At 64.7% G+C, this 11,974-nt stretch carries 12 protein-coding genes; 3 read left to right on the top strand and 9 right to left on the bottom strand.

What is annotated here, in order from left to right; genetic code table 11:
* Nucleotides 1-18: 18 nt before the first annotated feature.
* Nucleotides 19-615: a bifunctional nicotinamidase/pyrazinamidase gene (gene pncA, locus DDE75_RS15200; protein ID WP_108503228.1), complete on the top strand. Its 597-nt coding sequence runs from the start codon at nucleotides 19-21 to the stop codon at nucleotides 613-615.
* Nucleotides 616-678: 63 nt separating this feature from the next.
* On the top strand, nucleotides 679-1,971 hold the full coding sequence (gene pncB, locus DDE75_RS15195; protein WP_108503227.1) for a nicotinate phosphoribosyltransferase: 1,293 nt from the start codon (nucleotides 679-681) through the stop codon (nucleotides 1,969-1,971).
* Here pncB and DDE75_RS15190 read toward each other — a convergent pair.
* The 6 genes from DDE75_RS15190 to DDE75_RS15165 form a co-directional block, all read right to left on the bottom strand.
* Complete coding sequence (locus tag DDE75_RS15190) at nucleotides 1,968-3,407, bottom strand: inorganic phosphate transporter (RefSeq protein WP_108503226.1); 1,440 nt, start codon at nucleotides 3,405-3,407, stop codon at nucleotides 1,968-1,970. The genes pncB and DDE75_RS15190 overlap by 4 nt on opposite strands.
* A 27-nt stretch (nucleotides 3,408-3,434) precedes the next feature.
* Nucleotides 3,435-3,893 carry an NUDIX hydrolase gene (locus tag DDE75_RS15185; RefSeq protein ID WP_108503225.1) on the bottom strand — a complete coding sequence of 153 codons (459 nt, stop codon included), beginning with the start codon at nucleotides 3,891-3,893 and terminating at the stop codon, nucleotides 3,435-3,437.
* Nucleotides 3,890-4,312: an alternative ribosome rescue aminoacyl-tRNA hydrolase ArfB gene (gene arfB / locus DDE75_RS15180; protein WP_108503303.1), complete on the bottom strand. Its 423-nt coding sequence runs from the start codon at nucleotides 4,310-4,312 to the stop codon at nucleotides 3,890-3,892. The genes DDE75_RS15185 and arfB overlap by 4 nt, the downstream gene beginning before the upstream one ends.
* A gap of 70 nt (nucleotides 4,313-4,382) precedes the next feature.
* On the bottom strand, nucleotides 4,383-5,243 hold the full coding sequence (locus DDE75_RS15175; protein WP_108503224.1) for a carbon-nitrogen hydrolase family protein: 861 nt from the start codon (nucleotides 5,241-5,243) through the stop codon (nucleotides 4,383-4,385).
* Nucleotides 5,240-5,824 (bottom strand): GNAT family N-acetyltransferase, encoded by a 585-nt coding sequence (locus DDE75_RS15170; protein ID WP_108503223.1) that lies wholly within the window; start codon nucleotides 5,822-5,824, stop codon nucleotides 5,240-5,242. Before DDE75_RS15170 ends, DDE75_RS15175 begins: the two co-directional genes overlap by 4 nt.
* Nucleotides 5,821-6,216, bottom strand: a complete 396-nt coding sequence (locus DDE75_RS15165) for a ketosteroid isomerase-related protein (RefSeq protein ID WP_108503222.1) — start codon at nucleotides 6,214-6,216, stop codon at nucleotides 5,821-5,823. The genes DDE75_RS15170 and DDE75_RS15165 overlap by 4 nt, the downstream gene beginning before the upstream one ends.
* A gap of 165 nt (nucleotides 6,217-6,381) precedes the next feature.
* On the opposite strand from DDE75_RS15165, the gene DDE75_RS15160 reads away from it, so the two are divergent.
* On the top strand, nucleotides 6,382-7,770 hold the full coding sequence (locus DDE75_RS15160; protein WP_108503221.1) for a phosphohexomutase domain-containing protein: 1,389 nt from the start codon (nucleotides 6,382-6,384) through the stop codon (nucleotides 7,768-7,770).
* Nucleotides 7,771-7,813: 43 nt separating this feature from the next.
* On the opposite strand, the gene DDE75_RS15155 is transcribed toward DDE75_RS15160, so the two are convergent.
* The 3 genes from DDE75_RS15155 to DDE75_RS15145 are packed head-to-tail and all read right to left on the bottom strand — an operon-like array spanning nucleotide 7,814 to nucleotide 11,924.
* Complete coding sequence (locus tag DDE75_RS15155) at nucleotides 7,814-9,211, bottom strand: hypothetical protein (protein ID WP_108503220.1); 1,398 nt, start codon at nucleotides 9,209-9,211, stop codon at nucleotides 7,814-7,816.
* Nucleotides 9,208-10,902: a DUF5927 domain-containing protein gene (locus tag DDE75_RS15150; RefSeq protein WP_108503219.1), complete on the bottom strand. Its 1,695-nt coding sequence runs from the start codon at nucleotides 10,900-10,902 to the stop codon at nucleotides 9,208-9,210. Before DDE75_RS15150 ends, DDE75_RS15155 begins: the two co-directional genes overlap by 4 nt.
* The gene (locus DDE75_RS15145) at nucleotides 10,899-11,924 is read right to left on the bottom strand and encodes a glycosyltransferase family 2 protein (RefSeq protein ID WP_108503218.1); all 1,026 of its coding nucleotides are present in this window, start codon (nucleotides 11,922-11,924) and stop codon (nucleotides 10,899-10,901) included. The genes DDE75_RS15150 and DDE75_RS15145 overlap by 4 nt, the downstream gene beginning before the upstream one ends.
* Nucleotides 11,925-11,974 lie beyond the last annotated feature (50 nt).

Genomic DNA, 11,974 nt, shown 5'->3' with positions numbered 1-11,974 from the left:
CAATTTGACAGGTCATCCATGACTCAGGCGCTGATCGTGATCGACATGCAGAACGACTTCTGCCCCGGCGGCAATCTGGCCGTGCCTCATGGCGATCAGATCGTCGGGCCGATCAACAGGCTGATCGAGGATTTTCCGACCGTCATCCTGACGCAGGACTGGCACCCCGCCGATCACGCCAGCTTTGCCGACAACCACGAGGGCGCCGAACCCTTCAGCGTGACACAGATGCCCTATGGTCCGCAGGTCCTGTGGCCGCGCCATTGCGTCATCGGCACGCCGGGCGCCGCCTTTCACCGCGACCTGAACGTCAAGCGGGCCGACATGGTGCTGCGCAAGGGGTTCCGCGCCGGAATCGACAGCTATTCCGCCTTTCACGAAAACGACCGCAAGACCCAGACCGGGCTGGCGGGCTATCTGCGCGAACGCGGCATCACGCAACTGTCGCTGGTGGGCCTTGCCCACGACTTCTGCGTCGCCTGGAGCGCGATCGACGCCGCCAGCCTGGGCTTCGAAACGCGGGTGATCGAGGATGCCTGCCGCGCCATCGACATGGACGGCAGCCTTGACGCCGCCCGCCAGGCCATGCGCCAGGCGGGCGTGACGCTGGCCTGACCCGGGCTTGCGCCCGCGGGGCGGAACAGGCACCAAAGACGAAATGCCATAAGGAAAGCGGTCATGGTCGATATCGCCACGCGCGTCTATAACCATAAGTGGAAGATCGACCCCATCGTGCGGTCCATGATCGACACCGACTTCTACAAGCTGCTGATGTGCCAGTCGGTGTTCCGCAACCACCCGGAAACCAATGTCACCTTCAGCCTGATCAACCGCAGCAAATCGGTCCGCATGGCCGATATCATCGACGAGGGCGAGCTGCGCGAACAGCTGGACCATGTGCGCGACCTGTCGCTGACGCGCGGCGAGAGCACATGGCTGCGGGGCAACACCTTCTATGGCAAGCGCCAGATGTTCCGCCCCGACTTCATGGAGTTCCTGGAAGGGCTGCGCCTGCCCGCCTATCACCTGCAGAAACGCGACGGCCAATACGAGCTGACCTTCGAGGGCAAATGGCCCGAGGTGATGCTGTGGGAAATTCCCGCCCTGTCGATCCTGATGGAGCTGCGGTCCCGCGCCGTCCTGAAGGACATGGGAAGGTTCGAGCTGCAGGTCCTTTACGCTCGCGCCATGACGCGCCTGTGGGAAAAGATCGAGACATTGCGCAAGCTGGACGACCTGCGCATCGCCGATTTCGGCACGCGGCGCCGCCACAGCTTCCTGTGGCAGGATTGGGCCGTGCAGGCCATGATCGAGGGCTTGGGCGACCGCTTCATCGGCACCTCGAACTGCCTGATCGCCATGCATCGCGACATCGAGGCAATCGGCACCAACGCCCATGAACTGCCCATGGTCTATGCCGCGCTGGCCGAAACCGATGCGGCGCTGAAGCAGGCCCCCTATGACGTGCTGGCCGACTGGCACGAGGAACACGAGGGCAACCTGCGCATGATCCTGCCCGACACCTATGGCAGCGCGGGCTTCCTGAACGATGCGCCCGACTGGCTGGCCGGATGGACCGGCATCCGGATCGACAGCGGCGATCCCGCCACGGGCGCGGAAACTGCCATCCAGTGGTGGAAGGACCGGGGCGAGGATCCGCGCCAGAAGCTGATCATCTTTTCCGACGGGCTGGATCAGGACCGTATTGTGGCCTTGCACAAGCAGTTCCACGGGCGGGTCAAGGTCAGCTTCGGTTGGGGCACGCTGCTGACCAACGATTTCCGCGGGCTGGTGCCGGGCGACGGGCTGGCGCCCTTCAGCCTGGTCTGCAAGGCGGTTGCGGCCAACGGCAGGCCGACGGTCAAGCTGTCGGACAACCCCGCCAAGGCCACCGGCCCCGCATCCGAGATCGAACGCTACAAGCGGGTCTTCGGCGTCGGCACGCAGGAAACCCAGGCCGTCACCGTCTAGACCCCCGTCGCGCGCAGGACCAGGGCGCAGGCCAGCGCACCAAGGCATGCGGTGATCGGCAGGGTGATCAGCCATGCGGCCGTGATCGTCACGACGTGGCTGCGGCGAACCAGCATGCGACGGCGTGTCTCCTCGACCGGCATGGCGTCGTGGCGGGCGCCGCGACGGCGGTCCAGATATTCGCGCGCGAAACCCACGCCGAAGATGCCACCCACAGCCACATGGGTGGTCGAGACCGGCAGCCCGAACCCCGAGGCCCCGAGAACCGTCACCGCCGTCGCCAGCGACACGCAGAAAGCCCGCCCCGCGTTCAGCTTGGTGATGCCGCTGCCGACCATGTTGACCAGCCGCCGCCCGAACAGCAGCGTGCCCGCCGCGATGGCCAGCCCCGCCCCGATCAGGATGACCGAGGGCACAAGCCCGATCTGCCAATCGGGAACCTGCCCCTTGAGGATCACCGACAAGGGGCCCGCGATGTTGCCGACATCGTTGGCGCCATGCGCGAAGCCCATGATGACCACCGCGATCAGCAACGCGGGACGCAGCAGGCGCTTGGTGCTGGGCTTCTTGGGATGGTCCTGCAGTTCACGCAGAACGCCGCGATGCGTGACGCCGTAACCTGCCGCACCTGCAAGGGCCGCCGCCGCCGGCTGCATCAGGATCAGCCGCGATCCGTCGAAGGTCAGCACGCAGATATAGACGGCAAAGGCTGCGCACATGGTGGCGACCATGCCCGGCAACCAGCGCAGGGCAGCTTCTCCTCGGTCGGGCACATCGACCACCTTGGCACGCAGGAAGGCCAGCAGCAGCCCGGCCAGACCGCCCGCCACCAGCGGCGTTGCCATCCAGACCGAGGCGATCATCAGCACCGTCGTCCAATGGACCGCCGTAACACCCAAGGCCACCGCACCCGCACCGGCGATCCCGCCGACGATGGAATGCGAGGTGCTGACCGGCAGGCCGATCCCCGTCGCCACCGTGATCCAGGATGCCGCCCCGATCAGGGCCGCCACCATCACCATGGGACCGCGAATGCCCTGACTGACGGGGGCCAGATCGATGATCCCCCCCGCCAGCCGGTCCGAGACCGCACCTCCGGCCAGAAAGGCGCCCAGAAGTCCCGCCCCGGCCACCAGCAGAAGTCCCGGCAGCAGGCGGATCGCCCCTGCCCCGACCGCAGGCCCAAGCGAGTTGGCGACATCGTTCGACCCGATGGCCACGCCCAGCCAAGCCGCCACGATCAGTCCGGCCCCCGTGGCCAAGACCCCCGGCGCGGCCCCCGACAAGGCCAGAAAGATCAGCAATACCCCCACAAGGGCCAGCATCGACAGCCCAAGCCGCCAGACGGGGCGGAAGGCATGCATCTGCGCGACCTCGGCATGGGTGATGCGACCAAGATCCTTGTCGAGCGTCTTGAAACCTGGGCGTTCGCTCATGCAGAGAAACGCAAGTCGGGGCGGGGGTCAAAGCTGGAAATCATGGTGTTTCAAACTGTTCAGCAAGGCTTTCAGTTCCGGCTCAATCACCATTCGGGCAGCCTCGGCAGGCGAAAACCAGCGCCGCTTGCGTTCTTCGGCTTCAGGGAAGTCATCGTGAAGGGTCGTGACCGACAGCAGAAACACCCGAACCTCGACCGGAACGGCAAAGCCGCTGTCCTGCCCCTTGTCATAGCCGAAGCGCCCGTATTCGCGCGTTTTGATGTCACCGCGAACGCCCGCTTCCTCCCACGCTTCCTGGGCTGCGGCCTCGGAGAGGCTGCGTCCCGCCATCGGCCAACCCTTGGGTATGACCCAACGCCCCGTGTCGCGGCTGGTCACCAGCAGCACCTTCTGCGCGTCAGGGTCGCAGCAGATCGCGCCGACCTGCATGGCGACGGGTCTGCGCCCCAGCAGCATGTTGATGACGCGGGAAAACCGGCTCATTCCGTGTCGTCCACCTTGCCGCGCATCGCCTTGACGCCCGACCGCACGGTCTTGGCCTTCAGGCGACGACGCTGGCTGCCCAAGGTGGGCCGGGTCGCGATGCGGCGCTTGGGGGCGGTCAGGGCCTTGCGGATCAGTTCGGCCAGCCGTTCCCGGGCCAATTCGCGGTTGCGGGACTGGCTGCGGGTTTCCTGCGCCAGAATCAGCAGCGCCCCTTCGGACGTCCAGCGACGACCCGCCAGCCTTTGCAACCGGCGCTTCACGGTGTCCGAGAGATTGGGCGATCTTGCCGCCTCGAATCGCAATTCGACGGCGGTTTCGACCTTGTTCACGTTCTGCCCTCCCGGACCTTGCGACCGGGTGAACTGTTCGGAAAGTTCCCATTCCTCGATGGCGATGGTATCGGTGACATAAAGCATGACCGCAGGATATGGGGCATTCATGTCACGATTAAAGCGCAATCGGGTTAATTTCGTGTAAATCCCGGCACTAATCGATCAGCAGGCGGCTGCGGGCCTGTTCGGGCCAATGCGCGAAAGGCAGGACGGCCCCATCGGCGCGGCTTTGACGAACGCGGGACAGATCGACGTCGGCCACGACCCAGCCCGGCTGGTCCATCGCCCCTTCGGCAATGATGCCGGTTTCGGGCCAGAAGCCATCCGGCGGGCCATAAATGGCCGCCCGCCCGCGGTTTTCGTCCAGCGCGGGCATCCAGTCGCAATCGCCCACGGTCGGAGCCTGCACCACGACGCATTGGCTTTCCAGCGCCCGCGCCATCGCGCCGATGCGCACGCGGTGGAAACCGGCTACGGTATCGGTGCAACTGGGCACCAGCAGCAGTTCGGCCCCCGCCTCGGCCAGCACCCGGCCCAGCAGGGGGAATTCGCTGTCATAGCAGATGAGGATGCCGATGCGGCCCAGCGCCGTGTCGAAGACCCGCAGCCCGGGCGCGCCGGTCACGTCCCAATCCTCACGCTCGAAGCGGGTCATGATCTGCTTGTCCTGATGGCCGATGACGCCCTGCGGGCCATAAAGCACGGCACGGTTCACCGGACGCGGCCCATCGAAGACCGGGCCCGACCCACCAAGGATATGACAGCCATGCGCCGCCGCCAGCGCCGCATGCAGATCGCGCATGGCATCGGCATGGCGGGCGACCTCATGCAAACTTGCTTCCAGATCGCCCGCCACGTCGCGCCCGCCCAGGGAGGCCAGCTCCATCGCGGCATATTCGGGAAAGACCAGCAGATCGGCGCCTAGGGCATCGGCCACCCAGCGGCTGATCTTGGCGCGGTAATCGTCGAAGCTGTCGAACCAGTTGATGGGATAGGCGGCGGTGGCGATCCTCACAGGGCTTTCATCCAGAATTGCAGCGGCTTGTCGGTTTCCTCAGGCTGGCCCAAATCCTTCCATGCGAACCGCGCGACGACGCCGGGCAGCGGTTCGTAACCGCGCTTGCGCCAAAAGGGGTCCAGCGGGCGGTAATCCGCGGGACGGGCGGGGTGATCATCGGGGCGGATCACGCTGCAGAAGGCACTGTAGCGATGGCCTAGGCTGCGGGCGTGATCCTCGCGCGCATCGAAGAAGGCATGCCCGATGCCCTGCCCGCGATACTCGGGCAGCAGTGCCGATTCCGCGCAATAGAAGATGTCGGACAGATCCTCGGGGCGGTCCTGAAAGGCAGCGGCGAAATCGGCGGCGTGATCGGCCATCGGCGCGCCCGTGGCAGCCCCCACGATCCGGTCGTCGTCCAGTGCCGCGACGACCACGGCACCGGGCGACAGATAGGCCTGCAGGTATTCGCGTTCGTAATCCGCATCCCCGTCATAGACATAGGGCCAGTCGCGGAAGACGGCCATCCGCAGCCGTGCAACATCGTCCAGCGCATCGGCCAGCGCCTGTCCGGTCAGGACGCGGGTGGTCACGCTCATTGGCCGACCTGCCGCATCCAATCGGCAAGGTTGTAATAGGTTGTGACGCGGGCGATCTTGCCGTCCCGGATGGTGAAGAAGGCCCCCGCGGGCAGGCGGTACGTCTGGCCGTTGGCCGGCGGCAGCCCCTCATCCGTTTTCAGATAGGTGCCGTTCACCACGAATTCGGCCGCCGCCCGGTCGCCATTGGCCATGATCACCATGTCGGTCAGGTTCTCTTGGTAACATTCGGTCATATGGGCGTTGAAGGCGGCGAACAGGTCGCGCCCCTTGCGGATCTGCCCCTCGTTGACATGATGTTCGACGTCATCATGCAGCAGGTCCAGCATGCGGTCGGTCTGACCGGCGTTGAAGGCATCGTAATAGGTCTGGATCAGGGTCACGGCGTCCATGAATGTCCTCTTGGCTGTTTTCAGGGAACTTAACCCTGTGTCGATGCGTCGTCACCTGCTTCCAAGGTTGCAGGTGGGCATTTCATTCCCTCGCCACCTCGGCGACTTGAATTTAAGCCTGAACCTGTTAGCGCTGATGGCAAGGATAGCATCGGAGGACCCGGAATGACCGGAAAAGATCAGCTAGGCAGGCGCGAGATCACCTGCTTCAAGGCCTATGACGTGCGTGGCGAACTGGGCAAGAACCTGGACCCCGATGTCGCCTATCGCATCGGTCGCGCCTTTGCGCAGGCCCGCGATGCCAAGCGCGTGGTCGTGGGGCGCGACAGCCGCGAATCCTCGCCCGAACTGGCGAAGGCCCTGATCGAGGGGCTGACCGATGGCGGCGCCGACGTGCTGGACCTGGGTCTGGCCGGCACCGAGGAGGTGTATTTCCACACCGGCAACCAGGATACCGATGGCGGGATCGAGGTCACGGCCTCGCACAACCCGATCAACTACAACGGCATGAAGATCGTGGGCCGCGGCTCGGCGCCGCTGGACCCCGCGACGGAACTGCCGCCCATCGTCGAGCTGGCGACAAACGGCGATTTCGCCCCCGCCACCAAGGGCAGCGTCACCGATTTCAGCGATGCCCGCGCCGAATACGCCAGCCGCATGGCCGATTTCGTGGATATCGACGCGCTGCGCCCGATGAAGATCCTGGTCAATGCGGGCAATGGCACCGCAGGCCCGACGTTTGATGCCATCGCCGCCGAACTGGAACGCCGCGGTGCACCGCTGACCTTCGTGCGCATGCATCACGACGTGGACAGCAGCTTCCCGAACGGCATCCCGAACCCGCTGCTGGACGAAAACCAGCCCCCCACGGTTGAACGCATGATCGCCGAAAAGGCCGATCTGGGCGTCGCATGGGATGGCGATTTCGACCGCTGCTTCTTCTTCGACGAGAACGGCCGCTTCATCCCCGGCGAATATATCGTCGGCCTTCTGGGCGCGGCCTTTCTGGAAAAATCGCCGGGCGAGAAGATCGTGCATGACCCCCGCGTCATCATGAACACCCGCGCCATGATCGGGGAAGCCGGCGGCGAGGCCGTGGTCAGCAAGACAGGCCACGCCTTCATCAAGCGCAAGATGCGCGACGTCAGCGCCATCTATGGCGGCGAGATGTCGGCCCACCACTATTTCCGCGACTTCTATTACTGCGACAGCGGCATGATCCCGTGGTTGCTGATGATCGAACTGCTGTCGCGCAAGGGCAAGACGCTGGCCGAACTGCTGGAAGAGCGGATGAGCCTCTATCCCTCCTCGGGCGAGACGAACTATTACATCGAGGATCCCGATGCGGCCATCGCCCGCCTGATCGAGACCTATGAGCCCAAGGCCGACAGCCGTGACGATCTGGACGGCGTGTCGCTGAACTTCGGCAAGTGGCGCTTCAACCTGCGCAAGTCGAACACCGAACCGGTGGTGCGTCTGAACGTCGAGGCCGACGGCGATGCCGCCCTGGTCCGCGAAAAGCAGGCCGAGCTGGCAGCCCTGCTGAAAGCCTGATCCCGAAGGGGGGCCGCATCATCCCGATGCGGCCCTTTTTCCGTTACGCCGGGTCCTCGAACCCGAAGGCGATATAGTCGCGCAGATAGGCCGCCCTCGCCCCCTCGATCAGCGGCTTGCGCAGCAGAAATTCCGGCATGGCATCGATCTGCAGGTGACGCAGCTTGGCATTGCCGATCCCCGCCGCCCCCGCCAGCAGCTCCATGTCCTGCCCCAGCCGATCTTCGCGGATCAGCATGTCGGGCGTGGCGAAACGCGCAAAGCCCGAGATCACCTCGGACTGGCTGGCCCATGCGGCATAGGTCGGCAGCGTGGTCTGGCCGTTCAGATTGCGGCGCAGGAAGTTCAGGAAGGGCTTGAACAGGTCCAGCTGCTGATCCTGTGATAGACCGGGCAGATCGCCGTCATCGGGCAGCGGCACGCGCTGGACCTCGCGCAGCAGCCGGCGCAATTCGACCGGCCCGTCGGTCAGCACCTGCTGGAAGGCATGCCACGCCCGATGCAACGGGTGGCGCAGCACGGTGAAGCTGCGATGGCCGGGGTGCCTGCGTTTCCATTGCCGCAGGCTGGATTGGGTGAAATCATGCCCCAGATCGCCCAGCTTACCCATCCAGTCGCGCACTTGCGGGCCCGGACCGCAGCGCACCGGCATATAAAGCAGCCCCTGCCCCGCCTCGACGGCGGTGAAGCTGGGGACCGAAGGCCCACGGCGCGGTTCGAAGTTCGGGATGCGGCGCAAGATGAAGGGATCGACCTGCTGCAGGTCCTGCTGCATCTGATCGAAGTTCTTCACCTTTTCGGCCAGTTCGCGCGGGTTCTGCGGGACCTGGTCGCGGGCCGGTTCCAGACGCGCCACATCGGTCCGCCCCAGCCAATGGGCAAGCCCGGTCATCACGTCGGCATCGCGCAGATCCTCGTATCCCAGCCAGAAGCCGGTCTGCCCCGAGACCTGCATCCGGTGCAGCACCCGCGCCTGAAAGCGTTCGACCGCATCCAGCATCTGGCGGAACTCGGGGCCGTCATAGGTGATGGTGGCGGGGATCGGGGTCTCGGTCTCGTTCAGCTTCCACTGGTTGGTTTCCCATGCCAGCCGGGTCGAAACATAGCTGTCCAGCGGATTGCGCGTCAGGATGATCTTGGCGCAGCTGGCATCGTTCATGATGGCGTCGAAGATGCGCGGATCGTGATCGTGGAAATAGCGGAAGCCCGACAGATGCCCCGGCTTGTCGATCAGCCGCTGCAGCAGCACCATCGGGTCGGCCTCGCGCTCGGCCCGGGTGACGCCCTCCAGCTCGTCCTTGTCGGGCCAGCCCATCATGTAGGGGTTGAAGGCCTCGCCGAAGCAGGTGACGCCGCGCAGCCCGTTCAGGGTCGCCTCCAGCAGGTTCGAACCGGTCCGCATTTCGGCGAAGATCACGAAGCTGCGAAATGGTTCGGTCATTCGGCGGCCGTCCTTTCAGGCAAAGATGTGTCGACAAGGGGCAGGCCGTCGCCGGACAGGCGCGGCTTCAGCCCCGAGTTGCGCAACCGGCGCAGCAGTTCCGGCAACCCGTCCAGATTGCGCATCCGCGGCATGCTGTCCAGCATGCTTGGCGCGACGGGCATCTGCTGCAGCGCCTGCATGATGACGCCCTGCGGGCGGGCCAGGAAATCGCTGAGTTCATGGACCTGCACACGTGCCTTGACCCAGACCGAGTTCAGGACCGCAAGGTGATCGGTCTCGGCGCGTTGCAGGATGGCGGTGACACGGCGGATATCGTCGAAGGGCATCTCGGATTCCAGCAGGGGCAGCATCCAGGCCCCGGTGACCACGTGAATATGGGCGTTGGGATCGGTGGCCATGAACCAGTTCAGCGCCTGATTGTCGCGCGGGCTGGTCTGGAAGACCTGCATCCGCGGCGAGATGCGGATCAGCGCGGTCAGGAAGCCCTGCGGATCGCGATCGCGGATCTGCGGGTTCGACGATATGGCCCCCGGCCCGATCCGGGGACGGCCCGCGAATTCGACCATCTCGGGGGAAAACAGATGGCCGTGGATGTCGGCGTCGATGACGCCCGCCAGCCAGTCCTCGAAGCCGGGGAAGATGTCGGTGAAGCCTTGGAAGACCGCATAGGGGGCCGAGGTCTTGCCGTTCTCGCTGTCCTTTCGCGGATAGCGGCTCTGCATGTAAAGCCCCGGCCGCCCCTGGGTGCGACGTCGCACCGTGCGGCTGATCATCCGTTCGAAGCGCTGCGGCTGCGGCGGGCGCAGTTCGCTGTCCTCTGTCCGGGCGACGGGAAAATGTTCCAGCAGCAGCCTGGCACCCGGCCAGATCTTGCGCGCCACGAAGCAATGCGATTCCTCGAGCATGCGGGCGTGGTCGTCATAGAGCTGATAGGGTTTTCCGTCCTGGTCGAACTTGGCCAGGGTCAGGCTGTGGCTTTCGATGCGCATCGCGTGGCGACGGGCCAGCGTCTGGAAATAGCTTTCGTCGGGGATCCAGGTCAGGCGGAAATAGCGGTCGAATTCCTCGCGCTGCGGGTCGCCCAGGATCGCGCGCAGGGTGGCCGTGGTCAGGCACCACCATTGCGACCCCAGGTAGGGCACGAAGCCCTTCGGCGGGCGACGCTTGATCTTCAGCCAACGCTGCCATTCCACAAGGCGGTCGAACAGCCAACGCTGGCGCCGCCAGTCCAGCGGATAATACAGCGTGAAGCGTTCCTCGTTCAGGCCACCGACCGTCCAGCCGACATCATTGGCGCTGACGCTTTCGATGTGGTCGCGTTCGGGGTCCGTCGCCAGGTATTCGCGCAGTTCGGACACGGGACGCAGGGGCAGGCAGGACCCCGATGCCAGATAGACATGCGTCAGGTCGGGATGCTTCTGCAGCAGCAGCTGCGCGGCATCCTGGGTCGCCTGGATCAGCGAGAAACGCCCCCAATCGCAGGATATCCGGCGCGAATAGGCGATGTCGGGCAGATCCTTCAGGCTGTCCTTCATGGCCGTCACGGCCTTGGCCGGGGCCTTGGCATCGATATGGATGACGACCTTGGCCCCGCCCCCGACCCAGATGCGCGCCATATGCGCCGCAACATCCAGTTGGGCGTGACACAACAGGATGACGCCAAGGCGGATGCCCGCGGCCCCGGTCATGCCCAGTTCCCCCGCGACATCAGGCCCAGATCCTCCAGCTGACGCCAGTCCTGAAACTCGCGTGATTCGCTGCACCATAGGTCGGTGCCACTGGTCAGCCCGGCGTGATAGGCCTTGTATTCCTTGCTGTTGGCATAATGCTGACGGCGATCCAGCTCCTCGGCGGATTTGTCGGCGAAGGTGGACAGGAACTTGGCGTGCAGCAGGCACCCCGAGGCCTGTTCGCCCCCATCCTCGTCATAGACCTGGTTCAGCGACCGGGGCAGCAGCATGTGGGTCGAGCTGACATAGGCATAGCGCCACGACCATTTCACCAGCGGCGTCTTGTTCAGCGCCGGCCCCGACTTCGGGTCCGAGGTGAAGAAGTTGCGCGTCCGCGGGCCACCCTGGATCCACAGGTTTCCGTAATAGGGGTTCTTGGTGATCGTATAGTTCGCCGGATCGAACCACCGGGCGATGGTGAAGGGATCGACGCCTTCCCGATAGATCTCGTCCTCGATGTTGCCACGTGGATACATGTCCAGCAGCATCGCGGGGAACGACCGACGCCCCGAGGCATCCAGCCAGTCCGTCAGCGCCTGCAAGGGGCGCGTGTCGCTGTGCGGATAGATCAGGAATTCGTCGGGATCGACGGTCAGGCACCAATGCCCATGCCCGTATTTCATCAGCAGCCGATTGATCCAATCCATGCCGAACCGCGACCGCTTGTAGCCGGCGTTCGTCCACCACAGCGACACGTCCGGCTGTTCGGCCAGATAATTGCCGCTGCCATCCTGGCTGTTGTTGTTGACGAACAGGAAATGCTTCACCCCGAGGTTCCGATAATACTCCAGGAAATAGGGCAGCCGGACGCGTTCATTGCGCATCGTCACGAAGGCCAGAACATCACCCTTGCGGATCTGCGCGGTGCGGTTCACGACGGATTTCAGGGCGCGGCGTCGGTTGAATGCCCGCGCGATCAGATACTGGCGCTCGACCCGTCTGCTCAGCCGATCCGAGATGGGCAGTCTAGTGATACGCATCGCCACCGCCGGCCGGATATCGGAAATTCCACAACAATCGCATAGACCCT

This window comes from Paracoccus indicus, assembly GCF_003056335.1.
In the GTDB taxonomy this organism is placed as follows: Bacteria; Pseudomonadota; Alphaproteobacteria; order Rhodobacterales; family Rhodobacteraceae; genus Paracoccus; species Paracoccus indicus.
This window is presented reverse-complemented; position numbering and strand designations above follow the sequence as displayed.

What these genes read in the sequence shown, in the direction of transcription:
- DDE75_RS15150 (WP_108503219.1), bottom strand. Translation starts at nt 10,902, where the DNA reads ATGACCGGGGCCGCGGGCATCCGCCTTGGCGTCATCCTGTTGTGTCAC.
- DDE75_RS15155 (WP_108503220.1), bottom strand. Translation starts at nt 9,211, where the DNA reads ATGACCGAACCATTTCGCAGCTTCGTGATCTTCGCCGAAATGCGGACC.
- DDE75_RS15160 (WP_108503221.1), top strand. Translation starts at nt 6,382, where the DNA reads ATGACCGGAAAAGATCAGCTAGGCAGGCGCGAGATCACCTGCTTCAAG.
- pncA (WP_108503228.1), top strand. Translation starts at nt 19, where the DNA reads ATGACTCAGGCGCTGATCGTGATCGACATGCAGAACGACTTCTGCCCC.
- arfB (WP_108503303.1), bottom strand. Translation starts at nt 4,312, where the DNA reads ATGCTTTATGTCACCGATACCATCGCCATCGAGGAATGGGAACTTTCC.
- pncB (WP_108503227.1), top strand. Translation starts at nt 679, where the DNA reads ATGGTCGATATCGCCACGCGCGTCTATAACCATAAGTGGAAGATCGAC.
- DDE75_RS15190 (WP_108503226.1), bottom strand. Translation starts at nt 3,407, where the DNA reads ATGAGCGAACGCCCAGGTTTCAAGACGCTCGACAAGGATCTTGGTCGC.
- DDE75_RS15185 (WP_108503225.1), bottom strand. Translation starts at nt 3,893, where the DNA reads ATGAGCCGGTTTTCCCGCGTCATCAACATGCTGCTGGGGCGCAGACCC.
- DDE75_RS15165 (WP_108503222.1), bottom strand. Translation starts at nt 6,216, where the DNA reads ATGGACGCCGTGACCCTGATCCAGACCTATTACGATGCCTTCAACGCC.
- DDE75_RS15145 (WP_108503218.1), bottom strand. Translation starts at nt 11,924, where the DNA reads ATGCGTATCACTAGACTGCCCATCTCGGATCGGCTGAGCAGACGGGTC.
- DDE75_RS15170 (WP_108503223.1), bottom strand. Translation starts at nt 5,824, where the DNA reads ATGAGCGTGACCACCCGCGTCCTGACCGGACAGGCGCTGGCCGATGCG.